We start from the raw sequence: 13,496 nt of genomic DNA, 5'->3' as shown, positions 1-13,496 counted from the left end.
CGCAATGAGGAAGGCCCAGTTCGGTACAGAAATCTGGACGGCGGCGATCGGCGGACGACTCGGCCGCGACGCTTGGCTGACGTTCTGGGGCGGTGGGGCCGTAGCCGGAGATCTCGGTACGTCCGTGCACGCACTGATATAAAGAACCGTGGCCGAGATCACCCTGAACGTCCGCCAGCTGCAGGCGTTCGCCGAAATCGGCTACCAGGCGGCGGGCGGCGGGGGTGGTGGCGCGCGCGGTGCGATGGCCGCGCTGCGCCGGGTGGTCCCGGTCGACGCCTACGAGTTCGTCGCGTTCGACCCGGCCAGCGGGCGGCACCACAGCGTCGTCTCCGACGGCCACCGGCGCATCGACGGCGACGCCGCGGAGGAATACATCGGGCTGGAGGCTTACCGCACGGCGATGGCCACGCGGGCGCCGGTGCCGATGCCCGAGCCGGGCACCGAGCGCTACTTCCGCCGCCATCTCGCCCCTTACGGGTGGCGCGCCGGGCTGACCGCGCCGCTGTTCCTGGCGGAGGGCCGCTACACGGGCCTGCTGCACCTGGCTGCCAGAGAGGCCTTCCCCGAGCTCACCGGCTCGCTGGTCGCGGCCGTGGCGCCCATGCTGGCGCATGTCACGGACCTGACCCGGTGCGTGATCGACCCGGTGGGCTTACCGGCCGGGTTCCTCGCGGCCGCCTTCGACCGGCTGGGCGTGCGCCGCGAGGTCCCCGGCGTCGCCAGATCCGCGGCCTTGTGGGACGAACCGGCCATCGCCGGGCTCGCCCGCGCCTTCATCGACTCGCGCGAGCTGAGCCGCCGCGGTCTCTGGCTCGACCGCGACGGCCGCTGGCACGAGGTGCGGGTGCTGCGGGCCGGCGTCGGCTTCCAGGGCTCGCTCCAGGGCGCGGTGGTGGCCGAACGCCCGTGCACCCTGCCGTACGAGCTGACCGGCAGGGAGGTGGACGTGCTCACCCGGGTGGCCGCCGGCGACTCCAACCCGCAGATCGCCGCCGCCCTGGTGCTCAGCGTCCGCACCGTGACCACCCACCTGGAGCACATCTTCGCCAAGCTGGGCTGCGACAGCCGCACCCGCCTCACCACCAAGGCTCTCGCCGAGGGGCTGTGCCGCCTCGACGTCTAGCCGGCTAGGAGATCTTGCCCAGACCGCGGGCGAGGACGGTGGCGGTGTCGGCGATGACCTTCTCGTCCTTGGCCGCATCGGTGGCCGGGCGGTTGGTGTAGATGGCCAGGATGATGGGGGCGGCACCCTTCTCGGGCCAGGCGATGGCGATGTCGTTGGCCGTCCCGTACGACGGGCCGGTGCCGGTCTTGTCGCCGACCGTCCAGGTCTTGGGCAGGCCGGCGCGGATGCGGGCGCCCCCGGTCGTGTTCGCGATCAGCCAGCCGTTGAGCGTCTCCCGGTCCTTGGCGGTGAGCGCGTCGCCGGTCGTGACCTTCGCGAGGTCGCGGGCCACGGAGGCGGGCGTGGTGGTGTCCCGCTTGTCCTTGGGAGTCCAGTCGTTGAGCTCGGTCTCCCAGCGGTCCAGACGGGAGATCGGGTCCTTCAGCGTACGGAAGTAGCGGGTCAGGCCCGCCGGTCCGCCGATCTGCTTCAGCACCATGTTGCCGGCGGTGTTGTCGCTGTAGGTGATCGCCGCCTTGCACAACTCGGCGACGGACAGCCCGTCCTTCACGTGCTTCTCGGTGACCGGCGAGTTCGGCTTCAGGTCGTCGGCCGTCCAGTGGACGACCCGCTCCATCAGCCCAGGGTCGGAGGTACGGGCCTCGTGCAGCGCGGCGGCGGAGACCATCGCCTTGAAGGTGGACAGCAGCGGGAAACGCTCGCCCGCCCGGTAGGCGATCGTCTTCCCCGTGGCCGTGTCCAGGGCGTACGCGCCGATGCGGCCCTTGTAGGACGCCTCCAGCGCGCGCAACTCCTTCTTCGCGGCCGCCTGACCGTCGCTCACCACCTGAGACGGCGCGGTCGCGGCTGAGGCGGTGCCCGCTCCATAGGCGCCGCCCGCCAGGAGGGAGACCGTCAGCGCGGTCGCTTGCAGTGCGGCCGTGAGGCGGCGAGGGTGTCGCATGCCATGTCCTTGCTCTCGTCCGTCAGAGGAGAGGAGCACAGCAGATCGGATCAGATGGTGTCCAATATCGATATGGAGAAGGGATCTATATCGGCTGACAAATGATCGCAGGTCAGACGGCCTCCGCCGACCGTTGCGCGGGGATCATCACCTGCCGCAACTCGAACCACACGGACGTCGCGCCGTTCTCGCGGACGAACCCCCACCGGTGGCTGAGCGTCTCGATCAACGGCAGGCCGCGCCCGCTCGTCGCCTGCGTCTCGGTACGGCACGCGCACGGCGCCCCGCTCGAACCCCCGTCCCTGACGAGCACCCGCACCAGGGACCCCGCGGCGAGCACCGACACGATGAACGAGCCGCCCTCGCCCGAGCGGGAGTGCAGGATCGCGTTCGTGGCCAGCTCGCTGGTGAGCAGCACGCAGTCGTCGTACAGCGGATGATCACGCCCGAGCGCCGCCGTCACCAGTCTCCTGGCCTTCGCCACCTGGGACGGAATCCCCGGGAACCGTACGACGAACGGCTCCTGGTCCCCTTCTTCCAACTGGTGAAAGTCCGGCGGTGCCATGGCGACCTCCCCGATTACGGCGACGTCATGAGACGCGTCAGAGGGGTGCGGGAGATTATCGCTAAAAGGTAGGAATGCCCTTTCCCATGGTCGCCCGCGCGATCGTCCGGGCGGACCGAGTACGCTGCGATCGACGAGTCGACTAGGAGGGGTGCCTGCGTGAGCAGCCTGGAGGCCGTCTGGGTGCAGCCGTACGATCACCCGGGGGCAGTGTTCGTGACCGGAGTCTTCGACATCCTGCACGTCGGACACGTGCGTTACCTGGGTGCCGTCGCCGGGCGCGGGCTGCCGCTGGTCGTCGGCGTGGAGGACGACCCGCGCGTGCGCGCGTGGAAGGGGCCGACGCGCCCGTTCAACCCGGCGGTGGAGCGCGCCGAGGTGCTGGCCGCGCTCCGCTTCGTGAGCGGGGTGTTCATCGTGACCGGGCCCTCGGCGGCGCACGGCCCGGAGGACTACATCGACCTGCTCGCCCCCATGCGGCCCGGCGCGCTGGCGCACACCGCGGGCGACCCGCACGCGGGCGGCCGATGCGCGGCGGCCGCGCTGCTGGGCGCCGAATGCTGGGAGCTGGAGGCCATCCCCAATCGCTCGACCACCAGGATCGTCAACGCGGCGGGCAAGGGCTGACCCCTTCTGGCGGGCCCGGTCCTTTCAAGATCGGAAGTCGGCCCGTTCAAGATCGCGTAGGCTTTGCTGCCATGACGGTCGATCTGGTTGCCAAGCGGGTGACGGACCTGCTGGCCCCGCAGGTGCTGGTGATCACCATGCCCCCGGCCGTGGGGCTGATCGCGCACGGCTGGAGCGGCGCCGCGTGGGGCCTGGCGGCCTCGGCGCTGTGCGGCGGTGTGCCCGCCGGGGTGATCGCGCTGGGCGTCCGCTCGGGGCGGCTGGACTCCCACCACATCGTCGACCGGACCCGCCGCACCGGGCCCCTGCTGGCCGCCGTCGCCGCCGTACTGGTCGCCCTGGTGCTGCTCGTCGCGCTGGGCGCGCCGACGCTGCTGGTGGCCACAGTGACCGCGATGCTCGTCGCGCTGGCCGTCACCGTGCCGGTCACGATGCGCTGGAAGATCTCCTTCCACGCCGCCGTCTGCGCGGGCACCGTGGTGGTGCTCGCCCACGTCCTGCCCGCCGTACCGACCGGCCTGGTGGGGGCGGCCGTGGTGGCGCTGGTGTGCTGGGCCCGGGTACGGCTGGCGCACCACACGTGGGCGCAGGTGGTGGCCGGGGCGCTGGTGGGCGTGGCGTCGACATGGGTGACCCTGGCGGCGTTCGGCATCCGATAAGGGGGAATAGCGGTGGCTTCGTAGGGGTTGCCGCGACCATGGAAGCCACGAACCGCGGCCGGGTGCGTGTCGAGCGCTCCGCCAAGCGTGTCAGGACCTACCTCGGCGGCCGGGCGGTGGCCGACACCACCCAGGCCCTCCTGGTGTGGGAGATCCCCTATTACCCGACGTACTACTTCCCGCTCTCGGACGTCGACGAGTCGGCGCTCAAGCCGACGGGCGCCACGAAGCACTCGCCCAGCAGGGGAGACGGCGTCGTCTACACCGTCACCTCGGGAGGCACGGAGGCCCCGGAGGCGGGGCTGGCCTACCCGGAGTCGCCGCTGGCGGACATCCGCGGGCACATCCGCTTCGAGTGGGATGCCATGGAATCCTGGTTCGAGGAGGACGAGGAGGTCTTCTTCCACCCGCGCGACCCGTACACCAGGGTCGACATCCTGCCGAGCTCGCGGCACGTGCGCGTCGAGGTCGACGGTGTGACGGTGGCCGACTCGCACAGCCCCCGCATCCTGTTCGAGACGGGGCTGCCCGCCCGTTACTACCTGCCCAAGACGGATGTACGGCTTGACCTGCTCGAACGCACCGACACCGCCACCAACTGCCCGTACAAGGGCACGGCGGAGTACTGGACGGTCAACGGCGCCAAGGACCTCGCCTGGTCGTACCGGACGCCGCTGCCGGAGAGTCAGCGGGTCGCGGGGCTGATCGCGTTCTACAACGAGAAGCTCGACATCTACCTCGACGGCGAACTCCAGGAGCGGCCGAAGACCAAGTTCGCCTGACGCACCGGGGATCGGCATTAGTTACTGAGCCTGCCCAGAGGGCTGCCTTAGCGGCTACACGCGCGTGTAGTAGGCTTTCTCATTGCGTAGTCAGATATACGCGCGGATAGGCGTCGGAGCACGGCCCTGATCGGGCCGCTGACGCTCGGATCCGGGACGCGGCGCCGCGAACAAAGGGTCGGCGCCCACGAGAAAGGCTCATGATGACTGCCCCCATCTCAGTGAGCGGTCTGGTCAAGACGTTCGGCCGCACCAGGGCGCTGGACGGGCTCGACCTGACCGTGAACACCGGCGAGGTGCACGGTTTTCTCGGACCGAACGGTGCCGGCAAGAGCACCACGATCCGGATCCTGCTCGGCTTACTGCGCGCCGACGCGGGCACCGCCCGGCTGCTCGGCGGCGATCCATGGGAGGACGCGACCAGACTGCATTCCCGGCTGGCCTACGTGCCCGGAGACGTCACGCTCTGGCCTGGCCTGTCCGGCGGCGAGGTCATCGACCTGCTCATGCAGTCGCGTGGCCGTGCCGACCGTACCCGGCGTCAAGAGCTGATCGAACGCTTCGACCTGGACCCCGGGGTCAAGGCCCGCGCCTACTCCAAGGGCAACCGGCAGAAGGTGGCGCTGATCGCCGCGCTCGCCTCCGACGCCGAGCTGCTGATCCTCGACGAGCCCACCGCGGGCCTGGACCCGTTGATGGAGACGGTGTTCCGCGACGTCGTTCGCGAGACGCGGCGGGGCGGCGACCGCACCGTACTGCTGTCCAGCCACATCCTCACCGAGGTCGAGGAGCTGTGTGACCGGGTCACCATCATCCGCGACGGCCGGACGATCGACACCGGCAGCCTGCCCGACCTGCGGCACCTGACCCGCACCTCCATCCAGGCCGAGCTCTCCGCCCCTCCCGATGAGCTCGCCGAGCTGCCGGGAGTGCACGACGTGCGAGCGGAGAACGGTCTGGTGCGCTTCGACGTCGAGGCCGACGCGCTCGGTCCGGTGCTGCGGTGCCTCGCCTCACTCGGCGTCCGTGGTCTCGTCAGCCAACCGCCCACGCTGGAGCAGGTCTTCCTGCGGTACTACGACAGGACGCGCGCGGAGGCGAGCCGATGAACGCGCTCACCGGGACGGCTCGGTCGGTACGGCTGGCGCTGCGCCGCGAAAGAAGCATCGCGCCGTGGTGGATCATCCTGCTCGTCGCCTTGGCCTTGGCGATGGTCTCCTACATCAACCGGAACATGCCCACCCCCGAGGTGATGACCACTTACACCACGATGATCAACCGAAACAGCTTCTTCCGGGCGCTCGGCGGCGGCTTCGTCGTGCCTGACCTGGGCTACATGCAGGCCTGGCGCAGCGGCGGCTTCCTCTACGTGTTCAACGGGCTGGCCGCCCTGATGGCCGTCGTCCGCTACACCCGCGCCGACGAGGAGGCCGGCCGGATCGAGCTGCTGCGCGCGGGTGTGCTCGGCCGCCTGGCTCCCCTGACCGCGGCCCTGCTGGTGGCGGGCGGGGTCAGCTTCGCCGGTGGCGCGGTGACCACGATCACGCTGATCGGGATCGGGCTGGATCCGGCCGGGTCGATCGACTACGGCGCGGCCATCACCATGGCCGGGTGGGTGTTCGGCGCCATCGCCGCCGTGACCGCCCAGCTCGCGCAGACCGCCCGTACGGCCAGAGCCATCGCCCTGTCGGTGCTCGGCCTCGCCTACATCCTGCGCTATGCGGGTGACGCCTCCGGACAGTACTGGATGAAGTACATCTCCCCGATCGGCTGGAGCCATCTGGTGGAGCCGTACTGGAGTGATCGCTGGTGGCTGCTGGCGATTCCGGCGGCTGTGACCTCGGCCCTGATGGCCATCGCCTACCGCCTGGCCGGCCGCCGCGACCTCGGCGCCGGAGTGATCCATGAGCGTCGCGGGCCTATGACCGCCCCCGGCCTGCGCGGCCCGATCAGCCTGGCCTGGCGGCTCCACCGGGGCCTGCTGATCACCTGGGCCGTCGGAATCGGCTGCTTCGCGGCGGCGGCCGGGGGCGTCAGCACCCTGGCGTACCAGTTCACCGAGGCGCCCGGCGTCACGGTCGACAACCTGCTGAAGGCTTTCGGCGGCAGTTCGGGAGGCGGAGCGGTCGACTTCGCGCTGTGGGCCATCATCCTGATCTTCGCCCACGTCATCGCGCTCTACCCGGTCCTCATGGTCCATCGGCTGCGCGCCGACGAGACGACCGGGCGCGCGGAAGCCGTACAGGCCACCCCGATGACCCGGCTGCGCTGGGCCGCCGGGCAACTGGTGGTGGCCGGTCTTGGTACGGCGGCACTGCTCGCCGTCGCCGGAGTCGTCTTCGGTACGTTCTACGCCTTCCTCGTCGGCGATCCCTCGTCGGACATCGTCCGCATCCTCGCCGGCACCCTGGGCACCGTCCCCGGCGCCTGGCTGGTCGGGGCGGTCTGCATGCTCGCCTACGGCCTGGCCCCGAGGGCCTCCGTGGCGATCGGCTGGATCACCTGGGTCGCGGTGGCGGTCATGGGACGGGCCGCCGGTCCACTGTACGGACTCTGGGGCGGGACCCCCTTCGAGCCGTTCCACTACATCCCCAACACCGTCGCCGGAGCCGCCTTCGACCCGGTGCCCGCCCTCACCATGGTCGCGCTGTCGGCGCTGCTGCTCGGTGGCGGGCTGTTCGCCCTCCGCCGCCGCGACTTCGGCTGAGCCCCCGGCCCGGACTTCGGCTCGGTCGCTCAGGCGGTCCAGGCCGGGTTGCGGCCCAGGTAGCGGAGGAGCTCCGCGACCTCGTCGTCGCCCGGCTCGGCGGGCACCACCGCGGCGTAGGCGCCCCACTGGCGCAGCGGCTCGACGATGGCCTTCGCCACCGGCAGCAGCTCTCCGGCCAGCTCCGGGGTCAGCGGTGAGGACTGTCCGGTGGCCACGGCGATGTCCCAGGCGTGCACCGCCGCGTCGAGCGCGCAGGCGCCCGCGCCGAGCGCCGGTGCCATCGTGTTCGGCGGCACCGGGACGGGCACCTGCTCGGCGCTCTTGTCGACACCGGCCCAGGCCCTGGCCGAGCGCTCCATCGCGGCCTCCGCGTACGCCCGGGGCTCCTCGGCCAGCTCGCCCGTCGGCTCGAACGGGTTCTCGGCGGGACCCGGCTCGCCGGTGAGGAAGGCGGCGAAGCCCACCTGGTCGCCCGCGGCGTGCTGGAGCACCTGGGTGACGTTCCACTTCGCGCAGGGGGTCGGGAGGTCCCAGCCGTCGGCGGGGACGCCGGCCACGGCCTGGCGGAGCGCCTGGTGCGCGGCGTCGAGTATGTCCCAGCCGGTCGGCATGTTGTCGCTCATGGGGGGTTCCTTCCGTTCGTTCCGCTGTGTCTTCACTCTATCAGAACGGAATGCTTTGTTCCAGTCCGAGGATGAGCATGTCCAGCGCGCGCTCGAAATCGGTGGCGGGGTCGGTCGGGGGGATGTTCCGTAGCAGCCTGCTGAAATGCGGGAGCTGGGCCGGGTCCATCTCCTGGATGTAGACGCCGACCTGCTTGCGTCCCGCGTGCTCGCCGGTGTCGACGTTGAACCCTCCGGTGGACAGCAGCAGCGACCCGAAGATCAGGCTGTTCACCGCGCCGAGCGCGCGCCACACGGCCGCGTCGTCGAAGCCGGCCTCGTACAGGGCGCCGACCACGCTGTCGATCGGGGCCAGCGCCCGTACGGAGGTCGGATTGGACTGGTCGGTCAGCAACGCCATCGGCACCACCGGAGAGCGGGCGAACACCTCGTACATGCTGAGCGCCACCGCTCGGAGTCGCTGCGGCCAAGGCAGCGCCGGGTCGGGTAGCTCGACCTGGTCGAAGGCCCGCTCCGCCAGGCCGTCCAGGATGTCGGCCTTGTTGGAGACGTGGTTGTAGAGCGACATCGCCTCGACGCCGAGCGACTTCGCCAGCCGCCGCATGGACAGCCCTTCGAGGCCTTCTTCCATGGCCAGTTCCAGGGCCGCGTCCAGAACCTTCTCCCTGTTCAGCGGCTCGCGCCGGGTCATTCGTCACTCCTTCTGTCGTAGACCTCCGGTTGACAGAGCTTACGGTGTATGTATGTACTTACGGCGTAAGCATACACCGTAAGTAAGGAGATTCCGTGAACGCGGACGTACTGATCGTCGGTGGCGGGCCGGTCGGCCTGCTGCTGGCCTGCGAGCTGAAGCTGGCGGGGGCGGACCCGCTGGTCCTGGAGGCGGCCACCGGCCAGGAACGGATCACGCGCAGCCTCGGGATGCGCTCGCTCAACGCGCGCACCCTCCACACGCTGAACCTGCGCGGGCTGGTGGAGCCGCTGGCCGAGGCGCAGTGGGCGCTGTTCGGCGAGCTGGGGACCGGTGGTGAACCCGTTGCGGGGGACATGGTCTCTGGGCTGGTGTACATGCTCAAGCTGGGCATGAGCGGCGGCCACTTCAGCGGCCTGCCGCTGATCGGCGAGGCCGGCAACCGGGTTCCCGAGCTGCTCATGCTCAAGCAGCACCAGCTGGAGCGGGTTCTGGCCGAGCACGCGGCCGGGCTCGGCGTCGAGGTCCGCTCCGGGTGCCGGGTCGCCGAGATCGCCGACGAGGGCGACGGCGTGGTCGCCACACTCGCGGACGGCCGGGTCGTACGGGCCGGGTACCTGGTGGGGTGCGACGGCGGCCGGAGCCTCGTGCGCAAGCAGTCCGGCATCCCGTTCACCGGCACGTCCGCGACCATGACCGGGCGTACCGCTGTGGCCGAGCTGGCCGACCCCGGCGCGCTCACCTCGACCCTGCGCGCCCCCGGCGGCCTGGTGAACCTGTCGCTGGTGCCGGGGGAGGTCGCCACCATCGAGTTCGACGGCGGTCCCACCGAGCGGGACGCACCGGTCACCGCCGAGGAGATGCAGGCGAGCATCCGGCGGGCGAGCGGCACCGACGCGGTCGTCCTCAGCCTGGAGGCCGGCATCCGCTACAGCGACAACACCCGCCACGCCGAGACGTACCGGAAGGGCCGCATCCTGCTCGCCGGGGACGCGGCGCACGTCCACTCGCCGATCGGCGGCCAGGGGCTCAACCTCGGCCTCCAGGACGCGGCCAACCTGGGCTGGAAGCTCGCCCTGGTGGTGCGCGGCCAGGCGCCCGAACGGCTCCTCGACACCTACACCGCCGAGCGGCACCCGGTGGCGGCCCGCGTCCTGCGCAACACCAGGGCCCAGGTCGCGCTGATGCGGCCGGGACCGCAGGTCGACGCGCTGCGCGAGGTGATCTCCGAGGCGCTGGAGCTCCCCGAGACCAGGGGGCACTTCATCGCCATGGCCAACGGCACGGACATCGACTACGCGCCGGACGCGTCGCGGTCGCTGGCCGGGCGGTTCGTACCGGATTGGGAGATCGAGGGCGTGGGGTGGGTCAGGGAGTCGTTGAGGGACGGCCGCGGCCTGCTGCTGGACCTCGCGGGCTCACCGGAGACCCGCGCGGCCGCGAAAGGCCGCGACGACCGCGTCCGCGTGGTGGGCGGAACCGTGGATCAAGCCGACGCGGCCGCCGTACTGGTACGTCCTGACGGTTATGTCGCCTGGGCCGGTTCCGGCGAAGCCGGTCTCGCCGAGGCCCTCGACGCCTGGTTCGGGGTCGGTTAGGTCAGCAGCCGGGTCAGCACACGGGTGCCGAACTCCAGCCCTTCCACCGGCACCCGCTCGTCCTTCCCATGGAACATCCCGAAGTAGTCCAGATCGGGCCGCAGCATGAGCGGCGCGAAACCGTACCCCTTGATGCCGATCGTGGCGAACGACTTGGCGTCGGTGCCGCCGCTCATCACGTACGGCACCGGCCGGGCGAGCGGGTCCTCGGCCACGAGCGAGCCCGCGAGCGAGTCGAAGAACGACGAGGGGTACGGCGCGTCCGGCGCGTCCTCCAGATTGACGAACTCCCTGGTGATCTTCGGCCCGAGCAGCTCGTCCATGGTCGCCAGGAACTCCTCCTGGAGCCCCGGCAGGTAGCGGCCGTCCACGTGCGCGTGGGCCGTGGACGGCACGACGTTCACCTTGTAGCCCGCGTCGAGCATCGTCGGGTTGGCCGAGTTGCGGATCTGCGCCCTGAACAGATGGCCGAGCGCGCCCAGCCGAGTCGCCTCCTCGTCGAGGCGGTCGAGGTCGATCGGCTGGCCGGTGATCTCCGACAGGCTCTGGAGCAGCGCCGAGACCGACGGCGTCAGGCGTACCGGCCACTGGTGGGCGGCCACCCGTGACAGCGCGTGCACCAGCGTCGCGACCGGGTTGTCCACCGCGGGCCGGGAGCCGTGGCCGGCCACGCCGTGGGCGGTGAGCTTCATCCAGGCGGTGCCGCGCTCGCCCACGGCGATCGGGTAGACGCGGTGGTCGCCGGCGGCGACGCTGAAGCCGCCGGACTCGCTGATCGCCTCCGTCACGCCGTCGAACAGCTCCCGGTGCTCGGTGACGGCGTGCCGCGAGCCGTAGTCGCCCGTCGCCTCCTCGTCCGCCAGGAACGCCAGCACCAGGTCGCGCTTGGGACGCTGGCCGCGCGCCGCCATGCCGAGCACGGCCGAGAGCGTCATCGCGCACGACCCCTTCATGTCGACCGCGCCCCTGCCGTAGACGCAGCCGTCGACGATCTCGCCCGAGAACGGGTGCATCCGCCACTCGGCCGGGTCGGCGGGCACCACGTCGAGGTGGCCGTGGACGAGCAGCGCGTCACGGGAGTCGCCGTCGATCCTGGCGACCACGGTCGTCCGCTTCGGCGCCGACTCGAACACCACCGGCTCCAGCCCGGCGTCGGCCAGCAGCGTGGCCACGTACTCGGCCGCCGGGCGTTCGCCCGACCCCGGGTTGGAGGTGTCGAACCTGATCAGGTCCGAGCAGATCTCGCCGACGCTCTTCACGACCGTCCCTTCAGCTTGAGCGGTGCCACCTCGGGCGTCTCGAACCCGAAGATCAGTCCATAGAATGCCAGCTCGGCCTCCAGCACCGCGACGATGGTCTCCTCCCGGCGCCAGCCGTGCTGCTCTCCGGCGAAGGTGAGCAGGGCCCACTGTTTGCCGTGCCGGTCCAGCTCGGCGACGAATCGCTCGGCCTGGCCCACGTCCACGATCGCGTCCTCCAGGCCGTGCAGCATCAGGCACGGTCCGGACGCCCGCGCCGCGTGCAGCAGCGGCGAGCGATCGATGTAACGCCGGCGCGTCTCGGGCAGCGGCCCGATCAGGCCGTCGAGGTAGCGCGACTCGAAGTCGTGCGTCTCGGCCGCCCAGCTCTCCGGATCGGTGATCGCGTAGTGCGCGACGCCGCCCGCGAACACGTCACTGTGCACCAGCGCCGCGACCGTGGTCCAGCCACCGGCGCTGCCGCCGCGGATCGCGATCTTGGCGGCGTCGGCCCGGCCCAGCTCGACCAGCCCGCGCGCCACCTTCGCGCAGTCGGCCACGTCGACCACGCCCCACTGGTGCCGCAGCCGCTCGCGGTAGGCCCGGCCGTAGCCGGTGGAGCCGCCGTAGTTCACCTCGGCGACGCCGAGGCCCCGGCTGGTGAAGTAGGAGACCTCCAGGTCGAGGGTCATCGTGAAGCTGCCGGTCGGCCCGCCGTGCGCGAAGACCACGTACGGCGCGGGACCCTGAACCCCGGTCGGGTGGTACAGGTGCGCGTGCACGCCCTCGATCGTCACCGTCTCGGGCGTCGGCAGCAGCGCCCGGTCGGGCAGCGGCTTCGGCGCCGACACCGCCTCGTGCGCGCCGCCGTCGAGGTCGACCACGGTCACCCGCGTGGGCGTGTACGGAGTGGCGGACACCGCCACTGCCTTGCCCTCCGCCGCCGAGATCGTCGGCGCCCAGTACGTCGCCTCGCCGCCGATCTCGCGCAGGTCACCGCTCTCCAGATCCAGGACGCTCAGGAGGCGGCGGTCGGGGGTGCCGTGCACGAGCACCAGGCGGTCGCCGGCGACCGCGAAATAGGTGCTGCCGGGCTTCCAGGGCGCGGTGCCGACCTCGGAGGCCATCGGGGTGAGGTTGCGGGCGCCGGAGCCGTCGCGGGTGACGAGGTGGATGTTCCACCAGCCGGTCGGGTCGGCGACCGCGTACAGGGTGCGCTCGTCGCGCCACTCCGCCTGGATCACGGACTCCGCCGGGCCGCCCGCGATCACCTGGTACGGCCCGGCGGTTCCGTCGTCGTCGAGGGGGGCCACGCAGAGTTCGGTGCCGTCCCAGGGCATGTTCGGGTGGTCCCAGCCGATCCAGGCGACATATCCGCCGCCGGGGGAAATGCGGGGATTCATCAGGAAATGTTGGGCTTTGATGATCACTCTGAGCGGGCCGCTGTTGAGTGGCACCGCGACCAGGTCGCGCACATTGTCCTGCTCGCGCACGGCCCAGACCTCGTCCCGCCCGGGCGGGAGGTAGAGGTCGGCGTAGCGCGCCGTCCCCTCAGGTGTGAGCGCCACCGGCTCCCCAGCAACGGGCTCCCCGGCTGCGGTCAGCCCGACCGCGGGATCGCCGGTCGTGGGTGGGCCGTCCAGGCGGTAGATGCGCTGGTCGGACCAGTTGGTGAAGACCAGGCCGCCGCCGGGCAGCGGGCGCCAGGACCGCCCGCCGTACTCGACCACGCGGTTGCGCGCGTTCCACCCCTCAGGCAGAGCGTCGACCAGGGAGCCGTCCGGCAGGCGGCGCACCACGCAGCGCCGCCCGCCCTCGTGCGGGCGTGGCTCGTCCCACCAGACCTCCAGTCCGGCGGGCGTGGCGACGGCCTCCACCCACTGGGGGCCGCCATCAGTACGGGCCACGTCGATCGGTCGAATGCTGCTCAT

The 13,496-nt window shown here is 71.2% G+C and carries 13 protein-coding genes; 7 read left to right on the top strand and 6 right to left on the bottom strand.

The annotated features are described in order from the left end of the window. The first annotated feature begins 148 nt into the window (after positions 1–148). On the top strand, positions 149–1,126 hold the full coding sequence (locus tag ACQP2T_RS37840) for a response regulator transcription factor (protein ID WP_433509686.1): 978 nt from the start codon (positions 149–151) through the stop codon (positions 1,124–1,126). Positions 1,127–1,130: 4 nt separating this feature from the next. On the opposite strand, the gene bla is transcribed toward ACQP2T_RS37840, so the two are convergent. Beyond that, positions 1,131–2,042: a class A beta-lactamase gene (gene bla / locus ACQP2T_RS37835; protein ID WP_433519882.1), complete on the bottom strand. Its 912-nt coding sequence runs from the start codon at positions 2,040–2,042 to the stop codon at positions 1,131–1,133. Between the two features lie 142 nt (positions 2,043–2,184). Further along, complete coding sequence (locus tag ACQP2T_RS37830; RefSeq protein WP_433509685.1) at positions 2,185–2,637, bottom strand: ATP-binding protein; 453 nt, start codon at positions 2,635–2,637, stop codon at positions 2,185–2,187. Positions 2,638–2,796: 159 nt separating this feature from the next. Here ACQP2T_RS37830 and ACQP2T_RS37825 point away from each other — a divergent pair, with 159 nt between their 5' ends. From ACQP2T_RS37825 to ACQP2T_RS37805, 5 genes are all read left to right on the top strand, one after another. Next, positions 2,797–3,264, top strand: a complete 468-nt coding sequence (locus ACQP2T_RS37825; protein ID WP_433509684.1) for an adenylyltransferase/cytidyltransferase family protein — start codon at positions 2,797–2,799, stop codon at positions 3,262–3,264. Between the two features lie 71 nt (positions 3,265–3,335). Beyond that, positions 3,336–3,923 carry a hypothetical protein gene (locus ACQP2T_RS37820; protein ID WP_357946013.1) on the top strand — a complete coding sequence of 196 codons (588 nt, stop codon included), beginning with the start codon at positions 3,336–3,338 and terminating at the stop codon, positions 3,921–3,923. Positions 3,924–3,961: 38 nt separating this feature from the next. Beyond that, positions 3,962–4,705 (top strand): DUF427 domain-containing protein, encoded by a 744-nt coding sequence (locus tag ACQP2T_RS37815; protein WP_433509683.1) that lies wholly within the window; start codon positions 3,962–3,964, stop codon positions 4,703–4,705. A 203-nt stretch (positions 4,706–4,908) separates the two neighbouring features. Beyond that, positions 4,909–5,814 (top strand): ABC transporter ATP-binding protein, encoded by a 906-nt coding sequence (locus ACQP2T_RS37810; RefSeq protein ID WP_433519881.1) that lies wholly within the window; start codon positions 4,909–4,911, stop codon positions 5,812–5,814. Beyond that, complete coding sequence (locus tag ACQP2T_RS37805; RefSeq protein WP_433509682.1) at positions 5,811–7,412, top strand: ABC transporter permease; 1,602 nt, start codon at positions 5,811–5,813, stop codon at positions 7,410–7,412. Before ACQP2T_RS37810 ends, ACQP2T_RS37805 begins: the two co-directional genes overlap by 4 nt. A 29-nt stretch (positions 7,413–7,441) precedes the next feature. Here the strand turns inward: ACQP2T_RS37805 and ACQP2T_RS37800 are convergent, their stop codons facing one another. Both ACQP2T_RS37800 and ACQP2T_RS37795 read right to left on the bottom strand, forming a co-directional pair. Beyond that, positions 7,442–8,038 carry a TIGR03086 family metal-binding protein gene (locus ACQP2T_RS37800; protein WP_433509681.1) on the bottom strand — a complete coding sequence of 199 codons (597 nt, stop codon included), beginning with the start codon at positions 8,036–8,038 and terminating at the stop codon, positions 7,442–7,444. A gap of 40 nt (positions 8,039–8,078) precedes the next feature. Continuing rightward, positions 8,079–8,729, bottom strand: coding sequence for a TetR/AcrR family transcriptional regulator (locus tag ACQP2T_RS37795; protein ID WP_433509680.1), 651 nt, complete (start codon positions 8,727–8,729; stop codon positions 8,079–8,081). Positions 8,730–8,824: 95 nt separating this feature from the next. Here ACQP2T_RS37795 and ACQP2T_RS37790 point away from each other — a divergent pair, with 95 nt between their 5' ends. Next, positions 8,825–10,327, top strand: a complete 1,503-nt coding sequence (locus tag ACQP2T_RS37790) for an FAD-dependent monooxygenase (protein WP_433509679.1) — start codon at positions 8,825–8,827, stop codon at positions 10,325–10,327. On the opposite strand, the gene ACQP2T_RS37785 is transcribed toward ACQP2T_RS37790, so the two are convergent. Further along, entirely contained in the window at positions 10,324–11,586 is a 1,263-nt protein-coding gene (locus tag ACQP2T_RS37785) for a M20/M25/M40 family metallo-hydrolase (protein WP_433509678.1), read from the bottom strand. The genes ACQP2T_RS37790 and ACQP2T_RS37785 overlap by 4 nt on opposite strands. Beyond that, entirely contained in the window at positions 11,583–13,496 is a 1,914-nt protein-coding gene (locus ACQP2T_RS37780) for a prolyl oligopeptidase family serine peptidase (RefSeq protein ID WP_433509677.1), read from the bottom strand. Before ACQP2T_RS37780 ends, ACQP2T_RS37785 begins: the two co-directional genes overlap by 4 nt.

This window comes from Nonomuraea sp. CA-143628 (assembly GCF_050942315.1).
Classification (GTDB): Bacteria; Actinomycetota; Actinomycetes; order Streptosporangiales; family Streptosporangiaceae; genus Nonomuraea.
Note: the sequence above shows the minus strand (reverse complement) of the source record. Positions and strands in the feature narration are given on the sequence as shown.

Coding starts and splice junctions, on each gene's coding strand:
- ACQP2T_RS37810 (WP_433519881.1), top strand. CDS start 4,909: ATGACTGCCCCCATCTCAGTGAGCGGTCTGGTCAAGACGTTCGGCCGC.
- ACQP2T_RS37780 (WP_433509677.1), bottom strand. CDS start 13,496: ATGAGCAGCATTCGACCGATCGACGTGGCCCGTACTGATGGCGGCCCC.
- ACQP2T_RS37800 (WP_433509681.1), bottom strand. CDS start 8,038: ATGAGCGACAACATGCCGACCGGCTGGGACATACTCGACGCCGCGCAC.
- ACQP2T_RS37820 (WP_357946013.1), top strand. CDS start 3,336: ATGACGGTCGATCTGGTTGCCAAGCGGGTGACGGACCTGCTGGCCCCG.
- ACQP2T_RS37805 (WP_433509682.1), top strand. CDS start 5,811: ATGAACGCGCTCACCGGGACGGCTCGGTCGGTACGGCTGGCGCTGCGC.
- ACQP2T_RS37815 (WP_433509683.1), top strand. CDS start 3,962: ATGGAAGCCACGAACCGCGGCCGGGTGCGTGTCGAGCGCTCCGCCAAG.
- ACQP2T_RS37830 (WP_433509685.1), bottom strand. CDS start 2,637: ATGGCACCGCCGGACTTTCACCAGTTGGAAGAAGGGGACCAGGAGCCG.
- ACQP2T_RS37795 (WP_433509680.1), bottom strand. CDS start 8,729: ATGACCCGGCGCGAGCCGCTGAACAGGGAGAAGGTTCTGGACGCGGCC.